Raw genomic sequence first — 25,119 nt, 5'->3', positions numbered from 1 at the left:
TCGAAGCTAATCTCCTCCGTACCGGCATCGGAGAGCCGGAGATATTGAGGCAACTGAAGCCTGAGTAACGGTCAGCTATTCCACAGAGGAATAGCTCGATCCCGCTGTGGAATTGGACTTCCTCCGGAAGCGCGTACTACGTTTGCGCCATTGCTGACGATTCATCGTCAGCGGAGGTACAAATGCAAGTTTTATACCCCACCCTCCGTTCGGATAACGCATCCGTCCGGTTGCCGGTTCGCCTCGGCCACGTCACTCCCGCTCGTGCGCAAACACTTCGTTCGACCGTTGCTGTTCGACAACGGACGAGGCTGGTCGCACGCACCCTCTTTCCCACCCTGTTCGCTCTATCGCTTGCCAGCGTCGCGCACGCTCAAGGCACGATGGACTTTTCCGGTGCCCAGACACTTATGGGCACCTTCAAGACCTTCGCCATGTACGCAGGGGCGGTTATCTGTCTCGGCGGCCTCATCTTTGCCGGTATCCGGATGATGAGCGGCCGCTTTCAAGATGCCATTCCGGGTCTGTTCGGCGCTCTCTTTGGCGCCGGTGTTCTCGGTTGGGGAGCCGGCTGGATTGGTTCACTCACCGGGCAGTCGATGTAGGAGGTGACATCGACATGGCCAAACGGGGAGAACCGTTACCAATCAATCAGGCGCTGAACCGGCCCCGAGCCAAGCTCGGCTTGGACCTCACAGCATGGATGGCGATCGTTTTCGTCTGCGTAACGGTTTTCCTCGTCGGCTTCCGACTTCTTGCGATACTCGCGTTCCCAACGCTTGCTATCGCGGCATGGCTGATTGTCCGCAAACACCCAAAGATGTTTCAACTCTGGGGCCTCAGCCTCAACCAGAAGAGCTATTATGACCCGCGCCAACGCTGAACAACTGAAGCACACGCCATGGTTCGCCAAAGCCGGGGCAGCGTGCAGCATCGTGCCGATCGCGCGCTTCGTCGGCCCTAATACCTTCGCGCTCAAGGGCGGCGGGTACGGATGCCTGTTCTCGCTAACCGGGGTGGACGAGGAGGGCAAGACCGATCAGGAGCTCGCTTCGCTGGTGCGGTCGGTCGAGGGGGCGTTACGTGGACTACCGGAAGGCTCTTGCCTTCACCAATACACCCGCGTGCTTTCCGGTGCTCTTCTCCCGCGTCAGGACCGCTACGACAGTGCCATCACTCACAACTTCGCTACCGATCGCCTCGCATATCTTGAGGCCAATGCGCGCTTTCGCCGCATCGACCTGCACTGGTGTCTCACGCTTGAGCCGCCTAAGGTGAAGTCGTTCACGCGTAAGCCGGAAGAACATAGCTCCGACAACGCACGGATGCTTGCTGACCTGCGGAAAACCGCCACACTTCTCGAAGGGCATCTCGGAACGATGCTGGGCTTGCGTTTGCGTGGTAAGCAAGAGGCTTTCCAGTTCTTCAGCTATCTCTTCAACCTGCAGGACTGGTCGGGCAAAGACGAGCTCCGCAGCGACGAAGGAGTCGATCGACAAGTCGTGAAGAGTCCCGTCGCCTGGCAGAGCGATCACCTCCTGATCGGTAGGCGCGCCGTGCAGATGTTCTCGCTCCAGGCCACGCCGGAGGCGTCACGTCCCGGTCTCTTCTCAGACCTTCTTACGCTCGACTGCGACAGCATCTTGTGCTCCACCTGGCGGGTGAAATCCACGGCCTCCGCTCGCCGGGAGATCGACCAGCAGGAGAAGTTCATCTCCTTCTTCAAGGTCGGCGTGTTGACCCGTGTGATGAGTGGGCGTGACACATCTTCACTCGACACCGGTGCAGGCGCGAAGGCCGCCAACAACGCGGTTGACGACCTCAGCGAGGTGATCCGTTCCCTCGATAAGAAGGCGCAAGGAGAGTTCTCTCTGCGTCTGCTTCTGGCGGCGGACAGCCAGGCACAATTACGCGACGCGGTTCCTGCAGTGCACCGCGTCTTCGTCGGTGCTCGTGCCCAGGTCGTGGAGGAGACGCTTGGGATTCTGTCCGCCTTCTATGCCATGTTTCCCGGCAACCAGAAGTTCAACGTCTTTCCACTGTGGCTTTCTGAAGAGCACCATGCGCGGCTCTCCTCCGTATTCGCGCCGCATCTCGGCCATCCGCACTCCGAGGACCTTGATGCGGAATACCTGAACGTCCTGGAAACACGTACTCGGACACCGTTCTTCCAAGATGCCTATGTGGACGGCGTCCGCGTCATGCTGATCCTCGGTCCTACAGGAACCGGGAAGTCGGTGCACGGCAATACCCTGGTCGCACTTGAGCAGAAGTACGGCGGCTTTACCTATGTTTTCGACATCGGCGCCAGCTACGAGAGTGTAGTGGAATTATACGGTGGCAGGGTGGACCGTATCGGCAAGGACGGCCCGCGCGTCAATCCGTTCGCGCTGGAGCCTACCGAGAACAACGTGAAGTTCCTGTACAGCTTCATCAGGCTGCTACTGACCAAGGGCGGCGCTGAGCTGGAGCCCGAAGACGACGACGTGATCCACAAGGCCGTGCAGGACATGTACCTGCTCGACCGGGAGAACCGCCGCCTTTCCAATCTTTTCCTGCCCAAAAAGCTCGACCGGTACATGTCGAAGTGGGTCGGCAAAGGCGTATACAACGCCATCTTCGACAACGTTGAAGATTCGCTCTCGCTGTCACGCGTGCAATGCTTCGACTTCGCCGGGGTGAACAACGAGCAATACGCCGACCTGATCGAGCCTTTGATGGTGTGGCTGCTCCGCCGCATCAACGACGTGCTGTACAACCCCGCCAATCTGGGTGTGCCGAAGCACATCCTCATCGAGGAGATCTTCTCTTCGATGAAGAACCGCCAGCTGCTTGAAGGTGCGCTGACTTCGATCAAGACTGTCCGAAAGAACTTGGGTGGCGTGACCATGATCGGTCAGTCCGCGGAAGACTTGGGCGAGAACGCCGACGCCATCGTGAACTCTTGCACTTCATTCCTTTTCCTAAAGGATGCGACCTTCAACCGAAAGCGTTATGCCGAGCTCTTCAAGATGAACGAGCAGCAGATCGCGCTCTTCGAGAGCTTACAGGATCGCGAGGCACTGTACATGCGGAGGGACGGGATCACGAAAGTGGTCACGCTCAATCTTGACCCGCGCAGCTACGCCACGTTCTCGACCAAGCCGAAAGATCGGGTACGCCGGTCCAAGCTGATCGCGAAATACGGACTCACCGAAGGAATCACCCGCTTCGCCCAGGGTGAGACCGCTTGAAGGAAGAAAGGAACACAGCCATGAAACCACCTATTCCCATCCTGATTGCTACCGGCCTCACTCTCGGCTCTGCTTCGCTGCAAGCGCTCGCCCCGGCTCACTCATTGGAACCGAGCACGCCACGCACCGTGACGATCTCGGAGTCTACTACCCTGCCAGTGGTGCGCGCCGGTCTACTGCAATCGACGCTGATCGTGCTGCCTGCCGAGGAGAAGGTCGCGAACGTATTCGCGGGCGACACGGTCGATTGGGTCTTCGACGGCGGTCACGTGGCTTCGCGCTTCATCAGCGTGAAACCGAAGCTGGCTGGCAGTTCGACGGACATCCACATCGTCTCGGACCACGGCAACGAGTACACCTTGCAACTGCATGAGGTTTCGGCGGAAGAAGACACACACTTCGATTCCAAAGTGTTCATCAACGCCGGCGACAAAACTGCGCAGCAGCGCCTGACTGACCTCCCGGTCTTCGTGCCGGCCGCCGACCTCGACAAAGCCAAGCAGGAAGTTGCTACCGCCAAGGCCGCGCAGGCGGCGGAACTGAAGGCCGAAGAGACGAAAGCCGAGCTGTACCGCAGTCAGTATCCCGGCTCGTTGCGCTTCGACTATGCCTGGGATGAGAAGAAGGGCAAGGAGCTTGGCCTCCAAGAGATTTGGCACGATGACCGGTTCACCTATCTGCGTGGCAAGTTCCAGGAAACGCCTGCTCTCTACGAGGTCAAGGACAAGAAGCTTTCGCTCATCAACTTCGACTTCGCAAACGGCCTGTACACCGTGCCAAAACAGCTGGACACCGGTTATCTCACCATTGGCAAACAGAAGGTCGAGTTCCATCGCACCCTAGGGAGCAATTAGCCATGCCCGACCAAGACCAGGTACAACCGACCATCCCGGACCAGCCAGAAGCGAAACCGCCGCTCCGCAAGGGTGCACCTTTAGTGCTCGCACTCATCGTCATCGTTGCGCTCATCGGACTGGCGAACATTTCCAGCCTCATCAGTGGCAACAAAAAGGCCGCTCCGCAGTCTGCATTATCCATGCGCCCGAGCGCGCCTAATGCGCAGCAGGTGACGAGCTTCGAAACGCAGCAACAGATTCAGGCACGCCGGGACATGGAGGAGCGGCAGCGGCAACAACTCCTTGCCGCGCAGATGCAGCAGCTCCAGCAGGAGCAGAGCGTTCCCGGACCGGAAGCGGCGGGGACGCCACCGATGACGACGGCCCAGCGTTCCGCGATTTACGGCGACAGCCCAAACGCGCCGCAGAAGTTATCAGGTGTTTCTGAAGTGCAAGCTCAAGCGAAGCAGAAAGCGCTTGCTAAGGAGAAGCAGCATGAAGACGCGCTCGCCAGCGGTACCGTGGCCATCGACTTCTCTCATGAAGCGAGCACGCCTCCAACAGCTAAGCCGGTGCAGGTCGCCGCTGAAACGGCAGAAGCCAAGGACAGCACCTCCTCTTCCGACCTGACAATAGCGGGCGGAACACAGCCGAAAGCGACGGCGAAGTCTGACCCGATGTCGTCCTACGACTTCGATCAGTACCAGGGCCGCCTGTTCCGGGTGTTCGAAGGAACGGTGTTGGAGGGTGTCGTCACCAACCACATTGACGGCGGGCTGAGTGGACCGATCCTCGTGATGCTGACGACGGACTATTACTCGCACGATCACCAACAGCTTCTGATGCCGCAGGGCACGCGCCTGATCGGAACGGTGCAGAGCGTCGGCAATGCGCAACAACGCAAAATGTTCGTCACCTTCCATCGTGCGGTCTGCCCGGATGGCTTTTCGCTCGACTTCGACAAGTACCTCGGACTCGATCAGATCGGTACTGCCGGACTCGCGACCAAGGTAGACCACGGTTACCTGATGGCGTTCGGTGCGGCCGCTGCCATCGGCGGCCTAGGTGGCTTGACCCAAATTGGCAATAACGGCAGCGTGTTCACGCCTTCTACAGAGATTCGGAACGGCATTTCGGAACAGACCGGAGCTGAGGGCGAGCAAGTGCTCAATCACTTCCTGAACCGGTTGCCGGTCATCACGCTCAAGGAAGGCTCCCGTGCCCGTGTGTACATCGGACGCGACATCCTCATCCCTTCGTACGCGGAACATCGCGTCGATCCCACCCTTTAGGAAAGGAGGAAGTATGCCATTTCGCATCGCTCGCTCGCTCGCCCAGATCCTCATCAGCCTGTCGTTTGCGATTCCGCTCGGCATGGGTTTGGTGTGGAGTCGCTCCGGACTCGCGCGCGCGGGCGATGCCACGCTCGACTCTGTCGGCGACCTGATTAGCCAGCATCTTCGCTTCCCCCTGGAGCGGCTGGATCCGACGTATCTCGAATCGACTGAACCCTAAGTAAGGAGTTTCTATGAACATACAACTCACTAAACGACGGAAGTGGCTTCTTGGAGGCAGCCTTGTGCTCCTAACCGCCACCCCGAGCTTTGCTCTTTTCGGTCTCGGCGACATTGTCTTCGACCCGACGAGCTACGCGAGCCTCGTGTCGCAGCTCACTACGCTGCAAACGCAGTACACGATGCTGAAGAACAATATCACCCACTTCTCCTTCAAGCAGCAGTGGCAGAGCACACTGACCGCGCTGGAGCATGTCAACGTTCCCAACCTCTTCGGCGAGACCAACGGCATGACGGTCGCGCTCAACACCAACTCGCCATCCGCTTCTTCCAGCGCCTGGAACTCTGCGACGGTACCCGTCGGTTCCGGCACAAGCACTTACCTGCAAGGGCAGACGCTTGGCAGCGCTCAGATGTCCCAGCTTGCCATGGTGGAGATGTCGGATTCGATCTCACCGGACTGCCTCACGGCGGTGGGACAGTACCGCGCGGCTCGGACCCAAAACGCCTCCGCTACGAGCAGTCTCGCTGGGCAGCAGGTTGACGGCTCGGACGACACCAATACGGAGGTAGCGCAGCTCAACCTGCTCAACGCGGCCGAGGCGCAGAAGATGGCCGAAATGCAGAACCAGGGCACGATGCAGGCTTGTCTGGCTTCGCAAATGGCCGTCGCCAATATGCAGCAGCGGAATGCGGCGGCTACAGACCTGAACACGGCAGCGTTTGTGCAATCCCAACGGCAGACCAACAACGTGAACGCGGCCAACGAGAGCAACACCTGGGCAACCTACCTGCCCTAGCGGAGAGATGATGTTGAAGCTCCCGAATACGAAGCTGTTGATTGCCATCCTTGCGGTGCTGGCGACTATCGCCAGCGCCGTCCTTTACCAACGGCATGAGGCTGAGAAAGCTGCGGCCATACTGCTACAGCAGCAGCGCGATGCCGAGCGCCAGAGGCAGGAAGACGAGGCATTTCGAAAGCGCGTCGAGGAACAGAAGAAGCAACACAGTCACACCGCCGGCAACGAAGGCAAGACCTGGCGAAATTACATCCCCTAAACCCAAAGCGAGAAGGCAATGGATTGGCTTTATCAGTTCACCAACAACCTGACCAACCTGACGACCCAGAACGGGGGCGCGCTCACCCAGCTCGGACTGGCAGAGCTAAGCGCCATTGCTCTATTCACGCTCATCAGCATGGTCATCAACTGGAACACCAGCGGCATGACGCTCCGCTTCCACACCCAGCCAGTGCGTGCGGGCGACCTTACCAACTTCCTGCTGAAGCTGATCGTCTGCTGCCTGCTGGAGAACTACTGGGTTAATCCGTTTCCCGGCGCCAGCTTCGGCATCAATCACTTCTTCTCCTACATCGCCCAGGCGATGGTAGCTGCGTTCGACCAGAGTTCATTGGACAACCTGCTTCAACTTCTCAAGACGGCTGGCGACGGGACGGCGATGCCGTCCATTACCGCTCCCGTTCAGATCCTTTGCTACATTCTGGTTCAGATCCTGCTTGGGCTCGCGTCCGCCGTTCTCTTCGTGATCAACTGCAGCGCATTCATCCTCTACGGCGTTACTGCACTCTTCGGTCCGATCTTCATTCCGCTCCTGATGACGCAGAACTTTAAGGCCAAGTTCTTCCAGTTCCTCGACGTGCTCATCAGCTTCGCGATGATCCGCGCGGTTGCGGCCGCCTTTATCTTCGTGTGGGCCGGGTTCCTCAACGGCTTCATTCAGCAGACCTTCAACGGAAACTACTCAATGGAGATGTGGATTGCGAACCTGATACCTTGCCTAATGGTGTTCATTGCGTTCATTGTGAATATGCTCTTCATTCCGAGCATGACGCAGGCGATTTTCGGCGGCGCAGCTGGCCTTACATCAGCCGCTACCAAGGTGGTCAGTGGAGTAGTTGGATCGCTCGCAATGATGGCTGGAGGTGCCTAGCCGTGTGGGACATACTTACAGGATTTTTCCTCACACAAGCTGTTGGACGCTCGCGCATTGTGCGCGTGCTCCTCCCCCTGCTGCTGGTAGGCGGTTTAGTTGCCGGGCTGATCTACGCAGCAGTGGTGTTCAAAGCACTAGACGAAAGGAATAACCGTCATGTCCACGCACGCAGCACAAATTGAGCAAACGCTTACGCCGGCGCACTCGGTCCTCACAGACCAGATTGGCAATGAGGTCTACGCTTCGCACTACTCGGAATGGAAAGCGTACCGGTTCGTGATCGGTTGCGGCACCGTTCTGCTTTTCGGTTCGCTCTGGATGAACTTCTCACTGGCGCACCGTCCGATTGCGAATCGGTACATCCGGATCGACGAGATGGGACGCGCGCAGGCGATCCAGTACACAGACCTGAGCTATAGCCCGCGCGAGGGTGAAGTTCGCACCTATCTGACAGATTGGGCCAACTACCGTTACACGGTCAGCCGCGACACCATCGCGAAGAAGTACCCCCTGAACTACTACTTCATGGCCCAGCCTCTCGCCTCAAGACTGATGCTCGAAGACAACAATAATCATCTCGTCTCCCAGGTCGCCGCGGGACAAGTGGAGCAGAGCGATGACGAGGTGAAGAACGTGACCATCACATCCATGTCGCAGGAGACTTTGCAGGGCGCGGAGATGGCCCGTGGCACCGCCCTCATTGCTCTCGACAAGCTCTACTCCGCCCAGAACTCCCGTGAGCCACGAACGGAGCATTGGCTCCTCAGTGTCACCTACTATCTCAACCCCAAACAGGTATCTGACCAGGCCCGCATCTTCCCGCAGTTTGAGACGATCAACCCGCTTGGATTGACGATCACCGAGTTCCATGAAAACCGCGTTTCTGTCGATTCGCTTACGCCGGTCAGTACCTCGCAGAATGCAGGGGCTCCGCAACCGCCTCCTGCAAGGGGTGCGCGATGAGCTTCGAACTCATTCTTCCGTTCTTTCCTGAAGAGCTCCGCGGACTCCTGCTTGACCCCTCCATCTCCGATCTCATGATCAACGGGGCAACCGGAGTCTACGCTGACAAGAATGGCGTGGTTCACCATATCCCGCTTTCCACGCCGTACACCAACGAACGTCTCACCGCCGCCATTGAGCGTGTTGCGCGCATCTTGGGACAGGACCTTTCGAGCCAGAACCCTATCCTGAACACACGGTTGCCGGACGGCTCGCGCGTCGCGGTGGTCGGTGCGCCTTCGTCCATCAACGGGCCGACGCTCACGATCCGCAAGTTCAACCGCTGGTACACCTCGGATGAGCTGATCGCGTCCGGGAGCTTGCCTGCTGATGTTCGCGACACGGTCGTGTCGTTCATGCTCGCAAAGAAGAACGGCCTCATCTCGGGCGGGACCGGTTCGGGCAAAACCACCTTGATGAAAGCCGTGTTGGATCACGTTCCGGCCTACGAACGGCTCGTCATTATCGAGCAACCAGCCGAGTTGAAGATTTCCCATCCGAATGCCGTTCGTTGGGAAGCTGTCGAGGAGATCCCCGGACAAGTGGCTATCACTCCGAGCGAACTTGTGGCGGCGGCTTTGCGGCACCGTCCGGACCGGATCATCATGGGCGAGATTCGGAATGAATGCGGTTACGACTTGCTGCAGGCCATGAATACCGGGCACGGAGGAACGCTCTCCACCATCCACGCGAAATCCGCCTGGGATGCCCTCAATCGCCTCTCCAATCTTGCCCTGAGTGCAAGGCCGAATCTCAATCACGGGTTCATGCGGTCCGAGACCGCGGAGGCCATCGACTTCGTGTTGCATTGTGAGCGCGACCATACCGGCCGGCGTCGCGTCAGGGAGTTGATTATGGTCAGCGGATATGACAATGCGGAGCAACGCTTCCAGACCGAGGAAGTTTACCGCGCTCCCCCAAGCTAATTCAGCCTGTTCCAGCCAGAGGAACCCAAACCCGAATCCGAGGTCTTCCCGATGCACCCACATGCTGCCAAACCGGCTGCACAGCCCCACCTGTCCCTAAGCATCTTCAGCGCGTCAGCGGCGAGCCGCGAAGAGCGCAACGGAGGGGCCGAGAGGCCGTCCTTTACCGGAGCCTTTGCCAGCAGTATTGCGCTGCAGTGGGCGCAGACTTCTGCAGCCGAGACGCTTTGGGGTGACACGGTCCTGTGGCTTTCATCCGCCTCGTATCCCGTCCTCTGCTCGGTCACGGCTTCGGGGCCAAACCGGCGCCCTGCGGCACGGCGTCGTTCTGCTTCGCTTGCAGCGCCCCTGCGGGGTCACGGTTCCTCCCAAAAGAAGTTTGTCAACGCTCGGCAAAAAACGCCGCACAAACTTCTTCCGGACCCCTCCCAGAAAGCACTCCTTGGCACTTGGGAGCCGGGCCCACTCGCTCACGTTGTGAATGTGACCCGAGCAGGATACGGGAAATACACGAAACGGAGATCATCACCATGTACCAGAACAAAGTCACTCTCATCGGCTTCCTCGGCAACGACGCAGAAGTTCGCTCCAACGACAACCGCAGCTTCACCACACTCTCGCTGGCAACCAAGAGCTCCTACAAAAAAGACGGCAAATACGTCTCGCACACCGAATGGCACCGTTGCGTGGTCTTCGGCAAGAAGCTCGGGGACTTCGCCGCCACGCTGAAGAAGGGCGCCCATCTCCAGGTTGAAGGCGAGCTGCGCAGCCGGGAGTACCAGCCGGCGAAGGTGGGCAAGAAGCAGCCGGAGAAGAAGACCATCTGGGAGATCCGGGTGGACTCGATTCTCAAGCTCGACCGGGCCGAGAAGTCAGGCCCGGAAGAGCAGAACGCGGCAGACGAAGCCCACGAGGAAGCGGCCGCATAAGCCGCTTTCCCTCCGTCAACCCGGAAGCTCGGCTGACGCCGGGCTTCCAGCCCTCTGAGAGCCCGCAATGAACACGACGATGGCCACCGACTTCCTCACCCGTTGTTTCCGTCCCGGAGAGACGATTGCGCTCCTGCTTCGCCGGGAACAACCGGTCAGAATCGTGCAGCGCATAGTGCGTCTGGAACAAGTAACGGCACCGGCGTATATGCGTTGGCTCGCGCATGAGAATGCGAGTGGCGTGAACGTCTATGTGGCTGCCAATCCGCTTCGCTCCGGCAGCCGAAAGCGGACCAAAGAATGCATCGCTGAAGTCCGGCATCTGTACCTGGACATCGATTCTGATGGAGATTCCCGCATCGCTGCACTCCGCGCGTCCGACATTGTTCCAGAACCAAACGCGATCGTCGCCACCTCGGCGGCCAAGTACCAAGTTCTCTGGTCTGTGGAGGGCTTCGACTTCGCCACGCAGGAACTGAAGCTAAAGCAGCTTGCATCTGCCTTCGGCGGCGATGCTGCCTGCACAGACTGCAACCGGGTGCTTCGCGTTCCTGGCTTCCATAATGCCAAGTACACGCCCCCTCACCCCGTCACCATCGAGTACCTCTCCGGTTCGGCTGTTAGACCAGATGACTTCCAGCTTGTCTCTGAATTGCCCCCTGCTGTGCTCCCGCTTCGCGGATCCCTTCCGCCATCTGCCACCGGAAAGCATACGCATTCCGAGCAGGATTGGGCATGGGTTCTGTCAGAGCTTTCAAGTGGTAAATCTGCGACGCAGCTTACGGAAGAGCTCGCAGGTCGCCGTGCTGACAAACCCAACCCGCTGTACTACGCCCAGCGCACCGTGGACATGGCTTCTGCCCGTCTCGCCCTGCTCGCCGGGACATCCGTCCACGACGTAATTGCCAGCCTTGAAGCTCGCCACGCGGCTACGCTTCCCGCTGCACTCTGCTTCACTCGTGCTCGGGAGATCGCGCAGACTGCGGCCCACATGATTGCGTGCCGGAAGCTCACCTGATTTCACTACGAAGGAGAACCACGATGCCCCTACTTGAAGTCGTCCAAACGCGTCAGATCAGCGCCTCCATCCGACTGTCCGACACCACCGCAACCCAGGTCGATCAGTACGCGGCGTTCATTCGTGCCTGCGCGGATGATGTCGTGGAGCAAGCCCTCACCTATGTCTTCAGCAAGGACCGAGACTTCCAGGAGTTCCTGAAGACCCCGGAAGCCCGGCAGGTTGCAGCTACGCTTCGCATTCGCAAAGCGCCCGTCGCGGAGCAGCCAGAAGCTCTGCCGAAGAAGTCGGCCATCGCCGCCCCACAGGCGATCCAAACTACAGCAGCAGTGGCGGGATCAAGAGCATGATCCCGCACCCACATCAGTGGCAAGGCCACTACGGCGCTCTGCGCCGGAAGAACGATGACACTCCACCCCTCGAAGGGTGTCGCAAAGGCCGAAAGTGGATTTCAGTTGTGATCCACTTGCGGGTGAACAGCTTAGGACGTGTCGGATCTCAACTGAAATCCCAAGGATCTCAATTGGAATCCAGTCTTTCGGAGTGATTATGACCGCCTCAGCCGTACCAGTTGCAATCGATGTGGGAGGCCGCCTGCGTCGCTCACGCGGCCGGAGCGCTCGGGCTTTCTCGGTCAGCTCCAGGGTGACGGAGCAGGAGTTCCGCGCTCTCGAGAAAGCAGCCGCCGAGAACGGCAAGGCGGTAGGTGAGTGGGCACGCGAAGTCTTGGTGGAGGCCGCTCAGCAAAGCGGTCCTGACGCCGTTCTCGTCGAGTTAGTCGCTACGCGAATGTTGCTCGTGAACATGGTCAAGATGATCGGCCAGGGCCTCCAGATTACCGATGCAGACTACGCCAAGATCAACACGCAAGTACAAAGCGCGAAGCGTCGTGTTGCAAGCGAGATAGCAGAGCAGACCAAGCGGATCAACAGCGGAAAGGAGAGCTAACGGATGGCAGCGACCTGGGGCAGAAACGAAACCATCATCACACCGCCGACCGTACCGATTTACACGTTCTCCGCAATCGGAGTCGGCCTGCTGTGTCTCTGCCTTTTCGTCTGGCAGCGTGCAGCTCTCTCGCTTCCCGTCATGCAGCGCAGCTACCTCGCTGACTACGTTCGCGCGTCGGTTGGTGCGCTTGCGCACCAGACCGGTGAGTACCGATTGATCTACCTGGACGGACCTAATAAAGCGCAGCCACGACGCGCTTTGCCTGTGGACTTTCGTGATGGCACAACGGTGCTGCCGAATGGCACGGTACAGCCGGTGCAACTTACTGAATTGCCGCTGGCGCAGGGTTACCGCTGGTTCGGCCGCGGCGCTCCGCAGAAGTTCAACGATGCGTCTCTGTCCCGCTGGTTACGCCTCATTTTCTTCGAGGGTCAGAGCGTTCCGCGCTTGTACCTTCTGAGCGCGATCGAAGCGGGAGTATGCCTCGCCGTGATGCTCTTCTTCTCAATCCCAGCGGACGTGAAGCGTTTGAAGACCCTGAAGTATGGGCGCGTCCTTCGCGGACCCGAAATGATGAATCCTCGTGAGTTCAACAAGGCTGTCAGCCGGGACATCTGGAAGCACCCGCTTGCTGACTTTCAGGCGCGACGAGTGGCGAAACAGGCGGGGAAGCACTCGCACCTGGGCCTGGGTTTCAAGACTTCGGAGATGAAGGAGCTGATGCGGATTCCGCCCGGCAAGGAGTCACAACATTTCCAAATGATGGGTGACACCGGGGCGGGTAAGACGACCCTCATCATGCAGCTATTGCGCCAGATTCGGGACAGGGGCGACGCGGCGATTGTCTACGACCCGGCCTCAGAGTTCGTCCAGCGCTTCTACGATGAGAAGCGGGGCGACATCATCCTCAATCCGCTTGATGCGCGATGCCCGTTCTGGTCACCGGCCATGGAGATTGAGAGCCAGCAAGAAGCCACCACGATTGCCGAATCCCTGTACCAGCCGGCAGGCGGCGGATCGAACAGCACCAACAAGGAATTCTTTTACCGGACCCCGGCCCAAATCTTCGCGCACCTACTTCGCGAAGGCCCCACGCCGCACGACCTTGCGAAGTGGATGGCCGATGAATCGTTCCTTCAAAAGAAGGTCAAAGGGACGGAGATGGCTTTCTACATCGACCGCAAGGCTGGCCCCCAGGCTGCGGGTGTGCTGGCGAGCTTGGGCCTTGTTGCGCAGAGCCTTCGGCTGCTTCCCCGTAAGGAAGAAACCACCAGCACTTGGAATGCAACCGATTGGGCGAAAGAGCGCAAGGGATGGATCTTCATCACTTCCAAGAAGTCTCAGCGGGAGGTGCTACGGCCCCTCATCTCCCTCTGGATCGACATTCTCGTCATGCGTCTGATGGAGATGCCCAAGCCAGGGCAGAAGCAGGTTTGGTTTGTGATCGACGAGCTGGCAAGTCTCCAGAAGTTGCCCCAGCTTCACAGCGCCATGACCGAGAGCCGCAAGTCCAAAAACCCGCTTGTGGTCGGCTTCCAGGGACGAGCGCAGCTTGAGGACATCTACGGCAAGATTGCCGAGGTGATGCTGAGCCAGCCCGCTACCAAGATTTTTATGAAGACGACCGAGGGCAAGGCTGCGGAATGGATCTCCGAGACGCTGGGCAAGGTCGAGATCGAACGGCTGAAGGAGACGCATTTCAACGGCTCGCGAGCTGGCAAGAACTTCACCATCGACCGGCAGATCGAGCCGCTGGTGATGGCTTCGGAAATCTCCGGACTGGAGGACCGCCGCGCATATCTGAAGCTGGGAAACCGCATCGCCCGGTTCGACTTTCTCTACAACGATCTGCCTATCGTCACCAAGAGCTTTGTTCCGCGAGAGAACCTGGACGACGCATTGAAATACGAACGGACGACGCTTTCGCCGCTGGCTCCTGAAGAGCAACCGTTTGCGTCGCCGATCCCGGTTCAGGAGACGCTGGGTGGAGCGACACCCGAGGCAAAGACCGAGCCAGCGTCAGAAAAGAAAGCGGATGCGTCCGAGGTCACTGAACCCAAACAAAAGGGCGGTGCTCAATACCGTCGCGCGCTGACCTTGGAGTGGAATAAGCCGGAAGCCCCTGCTACACCGCAAGTCGCGAAAGAACCGGAGATTGCACAGCCGAATATGGGGCAAGTGGCAGCCGAGTTTTTTGAACAGCTTGAGCTATTCCGCGAAGGTCTGGACGCGGAAGGCCGCGACCTTTCCGACGATGAAGTGAAGGTGGTCAAAGAGGAATGGGCCGATATTGTGAAGCGTGCAGACGGTGTACCGGAGCAGGCGACCGCAGACCCGATTATGCTGACCGATCTTGACCCGTACCTGATTCCCAGGCACGACCACCACCAGTTCAGCATGTCTCTGGAGTAGCCCATGCTGACCATCTCCAAGCCTCTAAATGCGTCGCAAGCGGCGATTTATCACACTAAGGACTTCGCCTCCGAGACGCAGAGCTACTACGCCAAGGACGACGCCACGATGGGCGAGTGGCAGGGCCAGCTTTCCGAGCGTTTCGGCCTCTCGGGGTCCGTGAGCAAAGAAGCGTTTCTTTCCCTTGCAAACGGCCAGCACCCGCAAACCGGGGAGCAGATGGTGCGCCATCGCATCGCGTCGGAGCAGACCAACGCGGATGGTTCGGTAACGCAGACCGTCGAGCACCGGGCGGGTTGGGACGCGACGTTCTCCGCACCCAAGTCTGTATCGTTGACCGCGCTGGTCGGCCGGGATGACAGGGTGACAGAGGCCCACCGCGAAGCGGTCACCGTAGCGCTTACAGAGCTGGAGCGCTATACCCACGCACGCATCGGTGGCAATCATCCCGCAGAGACTACCGGACGGTTCATCGCTGCTAAGTTTGAGCACGATACAGCCCGCCCGGTGGACGGCTACGCGGCCCCTCAGCTTCACACCCACGCGGTCGTTTTCAACGTGACCGAGCGAGAGGACGGCAGCAAGCGAGCGTTGGACCCGAAGGCATTCTTTGAGAGCCAGACCTACGTGACAGCGGTGTACCAATCGCACCTGATGTACCGGTTGCGTGAGCTGGGGTACGAGCTGGAGCGTGGACGCTCGGGCGCCCCAGAGATCAAAGGCTATTCCCAGGAATACCTTGACGCATCTAGTCCCAGGTCCGAGAAGATTCGCGAGCACTTGGAACGCGTCGGTCGCTCCGGTCCAGAGGCGGCGCAGATCGCCGCTCACGCCACACGCGAGAAGAAGCAAGACCTCTCGAAAGAGCAGGTTTTACAAGCGCATCGTGACATGGCGTCTGACTTCGGCAATCAGGCGGCTCGAGTGATTGCAGAGGCTCGTCAGCGAGTGAACGAGCAGACCATCCGGCCGCAGTCGCCCATGCGCGCGCAGGAAGCAATGACCTTCGCGCGAGACCACCTGTTTGAGCGCGAGGCTGTGTCGGATCAGCGTGCGATCATGACCGCCGCGCTCCGGCGTGGCATGGGAGAAGCGACCTTTCCTGAAGTTCGTAGCGAGTTTGCGGCGCGTCAGGAGCGCGGCGACTTCCGGGAGGTTGGCAAAGAAAAATACGGCTCCACTCTCCGCTTTACAACACCGGAGACCTTAGCCGCAGAACGCGCGAACATCCAGGCAGTGCAAAAAGGAAAAGAAGCGTTAGCGCCTGTGATGACGCACCGTGAGGCATTCGCCCAGGCAGACACGCGCGAGTTTCTGAACGATTCACAGCGGCGGGTCCTCCACCAGGTTTTGACCTCACAGGACCGGATACATGGGCTGCAGGGCTTGGCAGGTTCAGGCAAGACGACCACCCTTGAAACCATTCGGGAAGGCGCAGAGCTGAAGGGCTACAAGGTCGAGGGATTCGCGCCCACATCCCGCGCCGCAGGGCAGCTCCGCGAGGCTGGGATCGAAGCCACCACCTTGCAGAGTTTTCTCGCTCGCAAGCTGGACGAGGCCCCCGGCCAGCGCTATCTTTACATGCTGGATGAATCCTCTCTCGCCTCTTCCAAGCAGATGCGGGCATTTCTTCAGAAGGTCTCCCCGGAGGACCGCGTTCTAGTGATTGGAGACACCCGGCAGCACCAGGGCGTAGAAGCCGGCAAGCCCTTCGAGCAGATGCAGCAGGCCGGGATGCAGACCTCGCAGCTAGACCAAATCATGCGGCAGAAAGACCCGGAGCTGCTGAAAGCCGTGCAGCACCTTGCCACTGGCGAAACCGCAAAGGGCGTGCAGCTCCTTGTTGACCAGGAGCGTGTCACGGAACTGCGCAATGGCACAGACCGTATCGCTGCTATCGCAAAGGACTATGCGACGCAGCCAGAGAACACCATCGTTGTTTCGCCGGACAACAGAAGCCGCCAGCAGATCAACGAGGCCATCCGCGCGGAGTTACAGACGACAGGGCAGCTTGCCCAGGAAGGGCGCGAGCTGCAAACGCTAGCCCATCGGTCGGACCTCACCGGAGCAGGCCGCACGTGGGCGGCACTCTACAACCCCGGCGATGTGATTCGGTACGAGTCTGGCAGCCAGGCCATCGGCCTTGAGCGCGGCTCAGAGGCGCGTGTCACGGCAGTAGACGCGAGGACAAACACGCTGACTGTTCAGACTCAGGGTGGGGCTGATGTTTCCTATGACCCCAAACGCCTGTATGGCGTGAATGTTTTTGAAGAGCGTACGCGCGAGTTCAGTATCGGAGACCGCATCCAGTTCACCGCAGCAAACCGGGACCTGGGCGTTGCGAACCGCGATCTTGCCACCATCACCGCTCTTGAGGAACGTTCCGTAACCGTCCGCATGGATGGCAAGACGGCACGCGAAATCACCTTTGACCCAACCGAGTTCCGGCAAATGGACCATGGCTATGCCGTCACGTCACACAGCTCCCAGGGGCTTACGGCAGACCGCGTGCTTGTCAACATCAACACGGATTCCAGCCGTTCGCTTATCAATGACCGGCTCGCCTACGTCGCAATCTCTCGCGCAGCCCACGACGTCAAGATTTACACGAACGATACCGCGACCCTCGGAGAGCGTCTATCGACAGACGTTTCCAAAACCGCAGCAATCGACTTGAGCGAAGTGCGTCAGGCCGTCGATAGCTTTCGCCGTAACGACCCGGAGACCGCTACCAACCTGCTACGGGACACGAACCGTATCCAAATCTATAGCGATCCAGACCACCGCATCGCCGCTGTCGCGAGGGACTACATTTCCAAGGATGACCGCGCTGTGATCTTTGCGCCGGAGAAGACAGAACGAGAGGAGCTAACGCGCCTCATCCGTTCTGACCTGTATGAGCAGCGACGGTTGGGCGAGACGTACAGCGCAAGTGTCTTGGCCGACAAAGGGCTCTCTGACAAAGAGGCTAAGAATGCCGCGAACTACGAGGTGGGTGATGTCATCCGTTATGGGAGCAAAGGCAGCGATGAGCTGGGCATCTCACCCAACACCTATGGCATGGTGACCGCCGTCGATGCCGAGAACAATCTCATCACGGTCTCCGGCTCCGACGATGCACCACACACCTACGACCCAGCCGCCGAATGGAAGATGCGACTCAAAGCGGACGTCTACACGCGCGAGGACCGGGAGCTAGCCGAGGGCGACCGGGTGCAACTCACCCGCTCCGAATGGGACCAGGGCATCCGGGTTGGCAATCTTGCGACCATCGAGCGGATCCACGAAGACGGCGGCCTGTCCGTCAAAGTGGACTCCGGAGCCAACCTGCAGCTCACTCCCGAACAGGCGCAACACGTCGAGCACGGCTATGCGATCGAATCTACCAAACGTCTCTCCGTCAATCGCGTCATTCTGAGCGGCGAAGCCGAGCACATTACAGGTCAGCGTGACGCACTCGCCCATCTTCCGGCCAAGCTCCACGAACTGAGTGTCTACACATCGGACGGCTACCAGCCACTACAGACACCCGCACCGGATCTCGCAACCGATCTTTCCATGCCTATGCCAACGGATCTCGCCACAGCGGAAGTAAGCTTGCCTTCCCTTGAACAGGAAGGGTATGCCCTAGAAATGTGACAATACGCATTGTCGCGATCTAGGCAATGCAGAAGCGGTTGCGCAAACCGGATGTGTACGTTTGGGTCTCAGGCGTTGCTACTGCAGAGCCAGGAAAGCTGATTTAGGACCCTAACCTAGCGCGAATTTCAGGTCGGAGAGTCGCACCGTTGAGGTATGCCCAAACGGGACGGGTTAGAGCACTCCTGATAGCCTTGTGTTTCGAAACTCACCAGCCTCGCTGGCGGAACTCTAAGACGGGTGGTGTTCGTGCTTCGAAACGAGATCAATGAAGGCATTCGCTGGCTTGAAGAGCAGACGCATCGGCTCGCAGCCGTGCTGGTGGTCTGCCTATTGCTGACGCCCATCATCGGACACCTTGCAAACTCGATTCACAGAGGAAAACCAGACCCCACAGGAGAATCCAGCCTTCAGAAGCTTACGGAGGTCTTACACCAGGTCGTAAACGCGGCCGATGTAGTGATAGCGATGTTGCTTGCCATTGCGCTTATCTATAGACACTTCTTGATGAGACGAGACAACGTTGAGTGGTCCGGAGCCTTGAATGACCGCGAACTGCAGGAGGCGCTCAAAGGGCTATTTCAACGATCCGACGCTGATTCGATCACACCGATCGTGAAATACAGTGACTCAACAGATATAGATGAGCTGTCGGAAATGAACTATGAAGCGTTCAAGGATGGCCGCTTCGGTATTAGCAAGGAGAAGCTGCTCAAGCGCAATAGACGCTACATCGCAAAGAACCCCCGAGTTTTCCTGTTCATAAACAATCCTTTTGCACCAGACAAACACCTCGGCTATTCAGCCATGGTCCCGCTAACGGTGGAGGGCCTCGAATGCTATTTGGACGGCGCGCTGAAAGACGCTGACATTCCCTCCGCACTAGTTGCAGAGAATCAAGAACAAACAGCAGGGGTCCTTGTTTTTGCTATGCACCTTCTGCCAGCATATTCATTCGTAAAGAGCGCCGCCGCACGGGACTTTTCCCTATATTTCTTAGCCTGCATTAGGCATCATGCCTGGTCGTTGTTCAGCCCCACGGGGCCAGGCGAAGCTTACCCTCCTCTCTTCGTTCAAACTGGGGTCACGTCTCTCCGAAATCGTATGTTCACGGATTGGAATTTCAAGCCGACCGACTACGTCTCAGGCGACGGTTGCACAATTCTCAAACTGGAGAAACCGTTTAGGCCAGCCACGGCTCCGGTCCCTCCCGGTTCTCTAGACAGAGGAATGGACTAGAGGCTTGGTGTCGCCAGATAAGCTCAATTCTGACAGGTCGATTCTGAGAAGAGTTTTGAGGAGGTTTCAGCGGTGCGGGGCCGCGATCTTCCATGAGCTCCTGATCTCACCATAAAACCCGTTCGTTTGTGATGAGCTCTCACCGCAAGTTCGTTTGCCAAGAAAGTTCCGCACAATTTCCTTCTTTTTAAGAGGGGCTGCTCGTATCCTCGTTTGGGACCCCCGCTCGACAATATTCAGATCACAGATTCCTGGAGTGTGCCATGAGGAGAATGCTCAAAAGACTAGTCGTTTCAAGCTGCTTTATGCTCGTTCCTGCTTTTGCTGGCGCTCAAAGCGACCCTATCGCAGCGTTGCTGGGAAGGTATAAATTGTCGCGAACCCCATTTGATGCCGAGGGGGTCATAGTGCCCGGAAGCCTACTCGTGGGCGGCGGCGAGCTCGGTTCGATTCACATTCTTCCTTATGAGATTTCAGCAAGCGACATCTCCTTTTCGGATGCCGCCCTACAAGACATGAACATAGTCCCGTTAGAGTCTGTCGATGGGAGCAGTGACGGCGCGAACGGAGGAGGTGCAACGGTCGCTAAGTGGGCCCCGGGCGTGACCGTGAAAACAGCAACGGGCATGAAGTCGGACCAAGCGTTGTTCAGTGTTGCAGAAATCAGTTCAACGCAAATTGACAAGCTTGTGCTCCATCAGCCGGACCTAGAGCAGATATGGGACGATTGGCACAAGCCCGGTGAGGCAGCGCGGAATGTCTATTTAGTTGTATCGGTTTTCTATACGAAGGAACTGAACGTTGCAAACAGCACTGCACGTCAGCTCACTCTTGCTACTGGAGGGAAGCTGCCTGATTGCCCAGCGTCTCTACCGTCTATGACGCCATCTCTAAGCAATGCAGCAACCTCAACACCAGCGGCAGGCTCAACACCAGCGGCAGGCTCAACACCAGCGGCAGGCTCAACACCAGCGGCAGGCTCAACACCAGCGCCATCTTTGAATATCGCAGGTACTATCGCTGGCGACACAGTATCCTTAGGCGTCAGCAAGCCGTCTACTTCGAAGAAGACCACCGCCGCTAACATTCAGGCCGGTGTCGCTGCCGCCACAACCGTTGCATCCAGCGCTGCTGATGTTGCCACGAAACTGGTGAGTGGCTCGCTCATTACAGTCTCGGGCTTTTCTTGCAGAGACAGTCATGACGTAGCTCATTTGGTCTCGCCCACTCCGGTAGCGATCGGAGTAAAAGTGGTCGTTCTTGGGCATTTCACTCATGCCAAACGTTTTCTCGGAATCCCTACTCCGTTCGCTAGCACGCCGACTGGATTCACCTGGGACGTTGTGTCTGACCCGCCGATTTTCACTGCGGCTAAGTAGCACGATCCAGAGTCAAGGCGAGCGTAAGAACCGGCTACTAAGCTCGGCTGAGGTAAACCCTTTGCCACAGGCAGAGACATATAAGACCGATGATGCGACCGAGCAGGCAAGATGCTCATGCTCGCCTGCCACCTGTTTCGGATGGTCGATGCCCGCTAACACTCCATAAGGAAAAGGACGGATACGTGATCAACATTCAGCAGGACGGCAAGGGACAACCTTACATTCAGTGGGAACAGGCACCCGGCGGCTGGAAGCGAGCGTGGATTCAGACGAAGGATGGCGATGGCGACTGGGCAGGTACAAAACGGTATCTGAACATTGTTCGAACCGCGACAGCGGATGGAGGCCCCAGTGGAAACGCCACGGACTTTCCCATCTTCTCAGAACTGCCCGACGAACAAATTCTCGAGGCCTTCGTTGCAGCGGTGTGCGCTGTGACTGGTTGCAAAATCCCCTAGGGCGCTCCGATGACCTCTTTTGTCTTTGCTTATGGTTCGAATATGTGTTCGGGCAGGTTCCGAGCTTACAACATGACGCCCCTGGGATCGGGGCGTGCTGCAATGCTTGATGGGTACGTGTTGAGGTTCAACAAACAGAACACAGATGGTTCGGGTAAGGCGACAATCTTTCAGAGCCCAGGCAATCCTCTATGGGGTGTCCTCTATGAAGTCCCGACAGCGGACGTCTCTATGCTCGACGGCGGAGAACAGGGATATGGTCGTGAGATCGCGATCGTTTTGGTTGAGGACCAACCCGTCACGGCGTGGTTGTACATCGCGAAACGACCCGTTACAACAACGCGATTGCACCCCTATTCTTGGTACAAACGTTTGATTGTGGAAGGCGCTCGCGAGCACACACTTCCGCCCGATTACATAGCCCGCTTAGAAGCCATTGAAGACCACCTCGATCCTAATCAAACGCGTCACGCTCAGAGAATGTCTTTGCTTTGTTCTGCCAGCGATTGTGCTACCGAGACAAATGATGACAAACACCGATCTCTGAAGGTTGGGAGGTTCGGTTACGGCGGACTGTCGTAGACCGTTTCGTGACAGTCTCGCCGGTTGAACAAGGAGATGGGTCACTCAGCAGCTTCGACGCTCTCGACCCCACCATCAGATTCTGCTTCAGCGTTGGCCAGTTCCTCGGCAACGACTTTGACTTCTAGGGATTCTTCAGGCTCGCCGATGTCACTTGGTAGCGGGACTTTCGCATCATCGAAAGCGTCTTTGAACATCGCCGTTTTCAAGCCGGTAAGACCCAAGTTGCGTAGGAAGGTGATGAAGCTCTCCAAACACTCCGTCTTAATAGCTTCCTTCTCTGTGGGAGACAGGTTCGCCTCTGCTTTGTTATTCGCTTCGCAGAACGCTTCCTGTCTCCGCACCCGCAGGCTCTTTAGGAGCTGAGACCGACAGAATGCCTTATCCGCATCCACAATGTCTGCAATGGTCAGGTCTGAGGGCGTCCAAAGCTCCAAGAAGAGATAACGGTAGCGGGGCCATTCGTCAGGCTTCATTTCTCCTTGGTAAACCACACTTCGGAAATTCGAGTTGGAGGGCACCATCTCGAACTCGCCCGGCGAGTTCTCCTTTTCCTGCAGACCGAAGAACATGACCGCACTGAGCTTCTTAAACTTCTCTGCGGTCGCGGGTACGAAGTAAGCATTGAGCTGCTGGATGTATTCCGCGAATCCATCATCGCGCGACATGATGCTGGTTGTTGACTGTGCTGCTTTTCTTTCAGCGCGTTCCATTATGTAAAAGAAGCCGTCGACCAATGCCGCCTGGAACGCGACTGTTGAGAAAACTTCGTCGTACAGCCGTTTGATTACGGTTGCGACGAGCTTAGAAATGACCTTGTCTTGACGGAGTTTCGACCGGTCTGGCATAGGTGCTAGGTACGCCTCCGCGCGAGCGGAGTACAGCTCTTGCAAGATGTTGTCTACAGCCTTCGCAGTACCTTCGAGTCGCGTCATAACACTCTGCAGCTCTGGCGTGACTGGGGAAATCTGCTGTAGGTTCTCCCGATGAGCATTAAACGTGCGTCCCGTTCCCTGCTGATCGAAAAGGATGTTGCTGATCTGAGGATTCGCGTTCCCCTCCAAGGCTTTGGAGATGTTCAGCGTTGCCGTGTTGTGGATACTGTACGGCGCAAAAGTATCGAAGGCCTTCAGGATGTAAGCCCCATAGCGCTCCTCGAAGACTTTCCACAACGCTTCTGCGGACTCTTCAGAGAACACATCACGTTGTAGCGTCTGTGCTTTGTCTGAGCCCAGGATGTCCGTTGCATTTAGACGGCTCCGCAGCTCTGGGTTCTTCGTTCGTTTATGGAACTTGCCAGAACGGGCAGTCACCCCCTTCAGGTCTTCATCTACAGAAAGCAGGAGGTGCTCGATGACGTAATACACGTGGGAAACGCCTGTGCACGCGACGGGGCTTTCGAGCTTCTGCTTATCTGCGGATTGGTCTAGCTCAACATTCCAAATGCGAAACGCAGACGTCGAGCTAGAATCCCGGCTCTTGACCAAACCAAGTGTCTGGCGAAGGAATACCGCCACCAAATCCTTATCGTTTAAGAGGCGATTCCGCGATTCCGAAACGCGCTTCGCCGTCTTGTTGAGAGTTAGAAATGTCGCCCTGGCAGCTTTGATGATGTCCATGCTTCCTTGGTACGTCACATCTAGCTGGGGATACGTGCAGATCATCACTGGGAGCTGAATCTCCTTTAGAGAAAAAGCGCCGATACGAGAAGGCGTCCACAAAGAGTAGAAGTCCTCGTAGGGCTTTCGACGGGCATCGCTCCAGCCACCATTCTTGATATTTCTGTAGAGCGCAAGCAGCGCCATGGCCCGATGCTGTCCGTCAATAATCACGAGCTTCGTCCGATTCGGATTAAGCTTCAGCTTAACGAGATCGTGATAGAAGGTTTTGTTTGCCTGCACAGGAAACTCGAACTCGAACGTTTCCTGGCCGATCGGTCCACTGCGAATGGAATGCATTTCGTAGCCGTTGCCCGCCACGTCCGGTTGCACTGTCGTTTCTATTTTGGGGTATAGACCCGCCGGCCGTGTTCCCTGTGACTCCGTCGGTAGGGCAACGACAATCAACGGAGGGAAGAGCTTCACTGAACCTTGAGAGTGCTCGTCCAAAATGTACGGGATGAGATCCTTAGACACGCGCGCATCGTCAATATCGCGCTGCATGATCTCGTTGAAGTTGAGCATCTTGAAATCGAAGAGCTCACGGACAGGCTGCATGGTATCCAACAGAACCTCGTTCGCAGCACTGTCTTCGAAGTCGAAGCCTACATGCGTCTGGAGGTACCGCAGCTCCAGACTTTCGGAGTTTGTCGTCTCGTTGGAGACACGGAAGCGCCCCATAGAACCTTGGAGAGTCAGGGTGAGAGCAGATTGAGTCGATAGTTTCAGCATGTTATTGGCTCCCACAGAGAGGAAAGTTGATGCGATTGAGGATGTTCTCCACATCGAGATGTTCATTAGCGGTAGCTTCGATGGGCTGAACTGTGACCACCAGTCTCGTCACGTCGAATCCCCGTCGAATCACCTGCTTTGCGAACGATTGGTCCGCAACTTCAGTCAGTCCCGTCGGAGTATAGAGGCCATCTTCCAGGTAGCTGTTGATGAGGTGCTTGTGCTTGAGTAGCCGACGGCGAAGACGGTCAGACATGCCGATGTAGATAGGTGACGAGAATCGCGGCACAGCGTTTTCCAACACCTGCTTTATGAAGAAGAGCCTGCCCGGGTCCTCAGAGATTCTTCGAACAACATCCCCGGAGATGGGAAGATCATGGGCCAGGTCCCCCTTGTATGTAGGCTTGAGCGGGCCACGGATGACAACTTTATAGGGCATTTCCATGAAGGGACGGAACAGCTTAGTCTCTAGAAACGTCCGAACCACGTTCTCAGCCTCCTCCATCTGACCTTTCTGGTTCAGCTCAGTTACTTGAGCGGAAATCTGGTTGATGTCCCAGGTCCCAAGTTGATGCCTGTAGTACCAGGCATAGACCCCAGGAGAGTCTGGAACCTCATGGATGTCCTGCCACGAATACAACACCATCGAGTACAC

At 57.7% G+C, this 25,119-nt stretch carries 23 protein-coding genes; 21 read left to right on the top strand and 2 right to left on the bottom strand.

Annotated elements, in window-relative coordinates; genetic code table 11:
- Window positions 1-311: 311 nt before the first annotated feature.
- The 21 genes from ACOFKT_RS05240 (at window position 312) to ACOFKT_RS05140 (ending at window position 22,074) form a co-directional block, all read left to right on the top strand.
- The gene (locus ACOFKT_RS05240; RefSeq protein WP_419807115.1) at window positions 312-605 is read left to right on the top strand and encodes a hypothetical protein; all 294 of its coding nucleotides are present in this window, start codon (window positions 312-314) and stop codon (window positions 603-605) included.
- Between the two features lie 14 nt (window positions 606-619).
- Window positions 620-883, top strand: a complete 264-nt coding sequence (locus ACOFKT_RS05235; RefSeq protein ID WP_419806363.1) for a VirB3 family type IV secretion system protein — start codon at window positions 620-622, stop codon at window positions 881-883.
- The gene (locus ACOFKT_RS05230; RefSeq protein ID WP_419807114.1) at window positions 864-3,233 is read left to right on the top strand and encodes a VirB4 family type IV secretion system protein; all 2,370 of its coding nucleotides are present in this window, start codon (window positions 864-866) and stop codon (window positions 3,231-3,233) included. The genes ACOFKT_RS05235 and ACOFKT_RS05230 overlap by 20 nt, the downstream gene beginning before the upstream one ends.
- 20 nt (window positions 3,234-3,253) lie before the next feature.
- On the top strand, window positions 3,254-4,087 hold the full coding sequence (locus ACOFKT_RS05225; protein WP_419806362.1) for a TrbG/VirB9 family P-type conjugative transfer protein: 834 nt from the start codon (window positions 3,254-3,256) through the stop codon (window positions 4,085-4,087).
- A 2-nt stretch (window positions 4,088-4,089) separates the two neighbouring features.
- Window positions 4,090-5,361, top strand: coding sequence for a TrbI/VirB10 family protein (locus ACOFKT_RS05220; protein ID WP_419806361.1), 1,272 nt, complete (start codon window positions 4,090-4,092; stop codon window positions 5,359-5,361).
- Between the two features lie 13 nt (window positions 5,362-5,374).
- The gene (locus tag ACOFKT_RS05215) at window positions 5,375-5,584 is read left to right on the top strand and encodes a hypothetical protein (RefSeq protein ID WP_419806360.1); all 210 of its coding nucleotides are present in this window, start codon (window positions 5,375-5,377) and stop codon (window positions 5,582-5,584) included.
- A 13-nt stretch (window positions 5,585-5,597) separates the two neighbouring features.
- Window positions 5,598-6,383: a hypothetical protein gene (locus ACOFKT_RS05210; protein WP_419806359.1), complete on the top strand. Its 786-nt coding sequence runs from the start codon at window positions 5,598-5,600 to the stop codon at window positions 6,381-6,383.
- Between the two features lie 7 nt (window positions 6,384-6,390).
- Window positions 6,391-6,642 (top strand): hypothetical protein, encoded by a 252-nt coding sequence (locus ACOFKT_RS05205; protein ID WP_419806358.1) that lies wholly within the window; start codon window positions 6,391-6,393, stop codon window positions 6,640-6,642.
- Window positions 6,643-6,660: 18 nt separating this feature from the next.
- Window positions 6,661-7,533, top strand: a complete 873-nt coding sequence (locus tag ACOFKT_RS05200) for a type IV secretion system protein (RefSeq protein WP_419806357.1) — start codon at window positions 6,661-6,663, stop codon at window positions 7,531-7,533.
- Window positions 7,534-7,692: 159 nt separating this feature from the next.
- Entirely contained in the window at window positions 7,693-8,499 is an 807-nt protein-coding gene (locus tag ACOFKT_RS05195) for a VirB8/TrbF family protein (RefSeq protein WP_419806356.1), read from the top strand.
- Window positions 8,496-9,464, top strand: a complete 969-nt coding sequence (locus ACOFKT_RS05190; RefSeq protein WP_419806355.1) for a CpaF family protein — start codon at window positions 8,496-8,498, stop codon at window positions 9,462-9,464. The genes ACOFKT_RS05195 and ACOFKT_RS05190 overlap by 4 nt, the downstream gene beginning before the upstream one ends.
- 530 nt (window positions 9,465-9,994) lie before the next feature.
- On the top strand, window positions 9,995-10,393 hold the full coding sequence (locus ACOFKT_RS05185; RefSeq protein WP_419806354.1) for a single-stranded DNA-binding protein: 399 nt from the start codon (window positions 9,995-9,997) through the stop codon (window positions 10,391-10,393).
- Between the two features lie 67 nt (window positions 10,394-10,460).
- Window positions 10,461-11,411: a DNA-primase RepB domain-containing protein gene (locus ACOFKT_RS05180; RefSeq protein ID WP_419806353.1), complete on the top strand. Its 951-nt coding sequence runs from the start codon at window positions 10,461-10,463 to the stop codon at window positions 11,409-11,411.
- 23 nt (window positions 11,412-11,434) lie between these two features.
- On the top strand, window positions 11,435-11,761 hold the full coding sequence (locus ACOFKT_RS05175; RefSeq protein WP_419806352.1) for a hypothetical protein: 327 nt from the start codon (window positions 11,435-11,437) through the stop codon (window positions 11,759-11,761).
- Between the two features lie 295 nt (window positions 11,762-12,056).
- Window positions 12,057-12,359, top strand: coding sequence for a hypothetical protein (locus tag ACOFKT_RS05170; protein WP_419806351.1), 303 nt, complete (start codon window positions 12,057-12,059; stop codon window positions 12,357-12,359).
- Between the two features lie 3 nt (window positions 12,360-12,362).
- Window positions 12,363-14,774, top strand: a complete 2,412-nt coding sequence (locus ACOFKT_RS05165) for a type IV secretion system DNA-binding domain-containing protein (protein WP_419806350.1) — start codon at window positions 12,363-12,365, stop codon at window positions 14,772-14,774.
- Window positions 14,775-14,777: 3 nt separating this feature from the next.
- A complete protein-coding gene (gene mobF, locus ACOFKT_RS05160) occupies window positions 14,778-18,413 on the top strand; it encodes a MobF family relaxase (protein ID WP_419806349.1) in 3,636 nt (1,211 codons plus the stop codon).
- Between the two features lie 243 nt (window positions 18,414-18,656).
- Window positions 18,657-19,652, top strand: coding sequence for a hypothetical protein (locus ACOFKT_RS05155; RefSeq protein WP_419806348.1), 996 nt, complete (start codon window positions 18,657-18,659; stop codon window positions 19,650-19,652).
- Window positions 19,653-19,957: 305 nt separating this feature from the next.
- Window positions 19,958-21,031 carry a hypothetical protein gene (locus tag ACOFKT_RS05150; protein WP_419806347.1) on the top strand — a complete coding sequence of 358 codons (1,074 nt, stop codon included), beginning with the start codon at window positions 19,958-19,960 and terminating at the stop codon, window positions 21,029-21,031.
- Window positions 21,032-21,216: 185 nt separating this feature from the next.
- Complete coding sequence (locus ACOFKT_RS05145) at window positions 21,217-21,492, top strand: hypothetical protein (protein WP_419806346.1); 276 nt, start codon at window positions 21,217-21,219, stop codon at window positions 21,490-21,492.
- 9 nt (window positions 21,493-21,501) lie between these two features.
- Complete coding sequence (locus ACOFKT_RS05140; protein ID WP_419806345.1) at window positions 21,502-22,074, top strand: gamma-glutamylcyclotransferase family protein; 573 nt, start codon at window positions 21,502-21,504, stop codon at window positions 22,072-22,074.
- A gap of 41 nt (window positions 22,075-22,115) precedes the next feature.
- Here the strand turns inward: ACOFKT_RS05140 and ACOFKT_RS05135 are convergent, their stop codons facing one another.
- Window positions 22,116-24,530 (bottom strand): hypothetical protein, encoded by a 2,415-nt coding sequence (locus ACOFKT_RS05135; RefSeq protein WP_419806344.1) that lies wholly within the window; start codon window positions 24,528-24,530, stop codon window positions 22,116-22,118.
- Window positions 24,466-25,119 (bottom strand): hypothetical protein, encoded by a 654-nt coding sequence (locus tag ACOFKT_RS05130; protein ID WP_419806343.1) that lies wholly within the window; start codon window positions 25,117-25,119, stop codon window positions 24,466-24,468. Before ACOFKT_RS05130 ends, ACOFKT_RS05135 begins: the two co-directional genes overlap by 65 nt.

It is taken from the genome of Terriglobus sp. (genome assembly GCF_965201105.1).
Lineage (GTDB): Bacteria > Acidobacteriota > Terriglobia > Terriglobales > Acidobacteriaceae > Terriglobus.
The sequence above is the reverse complement of the archived record's forward strand: the minus strand, read 5'-3'. Positions and strand labels throughout refer to the sequence as shown.

Excerpts from the sequence above, each read along its gene's own strand:
- ACOFKT_RS05175 (WP_419806352.1), top strand. The coding sequence starts at position 11,435 with ATGCCCCTACTTGAAGTCGTCCAAACGCGTCAGATCAGCGCCTCCATC.
- ACOFKT_RS05150 (WP_419806347.1), top strand. The coding sequence starts at position 19,958 with ATGCTCGTTCCTGCTTTTGCTGGCGCTCAAAGCGACCCTATCGCAGCG.
- ACOFKT_RS05135 (WP_419806344.1), bottom strand. The coding sequence starts at position 24,530 with ATGAACATCTCGATGTGGAGAACATCCTCAATCGCATCAACTTTCCTC.
- ACOFKT_RS05185 (WP_419806354.1), top strand. The coding sequence starts at position 9,995 with ATGTACCAGAACAAAGTCACTCTCATCGGCTTCCTCGGCAACGACGCA.
- ACOFKT_RS05190 (WP_419806355.1), top strand. The coding sequence starts at position 8,496 with ATGAGCTTCGAACTCATTCTTCCGTTCTTTCCTGAAGAGCTCCGCGGA.
- ACOFKT_RS05195 (WP_419806356.1), top strand. The coding sequence starts at position 7,693 with ATGTCCACGCACGCAGCACAAATTGAGCAAACGCTTACGCCGGCGCAC.
- ACOFKT_RS05165 (WP_419806350.1), top strand. The coding sequence starts at position 12,363 with ATGGCAGCGACCTGGGGCAGAAACGAAACCATCATCACACCGCCGACC.
- ACOFKT_RS05235 (WP_419806363.1), top strand. The coding sequence starts at position 620 with ATGGCCAAACGGGGAGAACCGTTACCAATCAATCAGGCGCTGAACCGG.
- mobF (WP_419806349.1), top strand. The coding sequence starts at position 14,778 with ATGCTGACCATCTCCAAGCCTCTAAATGCGTCGCAAGCGGCGATTTAT.
- ACOFKT_RS05180 (WP_419806353.1), top strand. The coding sequence starts at position 10,461 with ATGAACACGACGATGGCCACCGACTTCCTCACCCGTTGTTTCCGTCCC.
- ACOFKT_RS05230 (WP_419807114.1), top strand. The coding sequence starts at position 864 with ATGACCCGCGCCAACGCTGAACAACTGAAGCACACGCCATGGTTCGCC.
- ACOFKT_RS05225 (WP_419806362.1), top strand. The coding sequence starts at position 3,254 with ATGAAACCACCTATTCCCATCCTGATTGCTACCGGCCTCACTCTCGGC.
- ACOFKT_RS05200 (WP_419806357.1), top strand. The coding sequence starts at position 6,661 with ATGGATTGGCTTTATCAGTTCACCAACAACCTGACCAACCTGACGACC.
- ACOFKT_RS05205 (WP_419806358.1), top strand. The coding sequence starts at position 6,391 with ATGATGTTGAAGCTCCCGAATACGAAGCTGTTGATTGCCATCCTTGCG.
- ACOFKT_RS05140 (WP_419806345.1), top strand. The coding sequence starts at position 21,502 with ATGACCTCTTTTGTCTTTGCTTATGGTTCGAATATGTGTTCGGGCAGG.
- ACOFKT_RS05220 (WP_419806361.1), top strand. The coding sequence starts at position 4,090 with ATGCCCGACCAAGACCAGGTACAACCGACCATCCCGGACCAGCCAGAA.
- ACOFKT_RS05210 (WP_419806359.1), top strand. The coding sequence starts at position 5,598 with ATGAACATACAACTCACTAAACGACGGAAGTGGCTTCTTGGAGGCAGC.
- ACOFKT_RS05215 (WP_419806360.1), top strand. The coding sequence starts at position 5,375 with ATGCCATTTCGCATCGCTCGCTCGCTCGCCCAGATCCTCATCAGCCTG.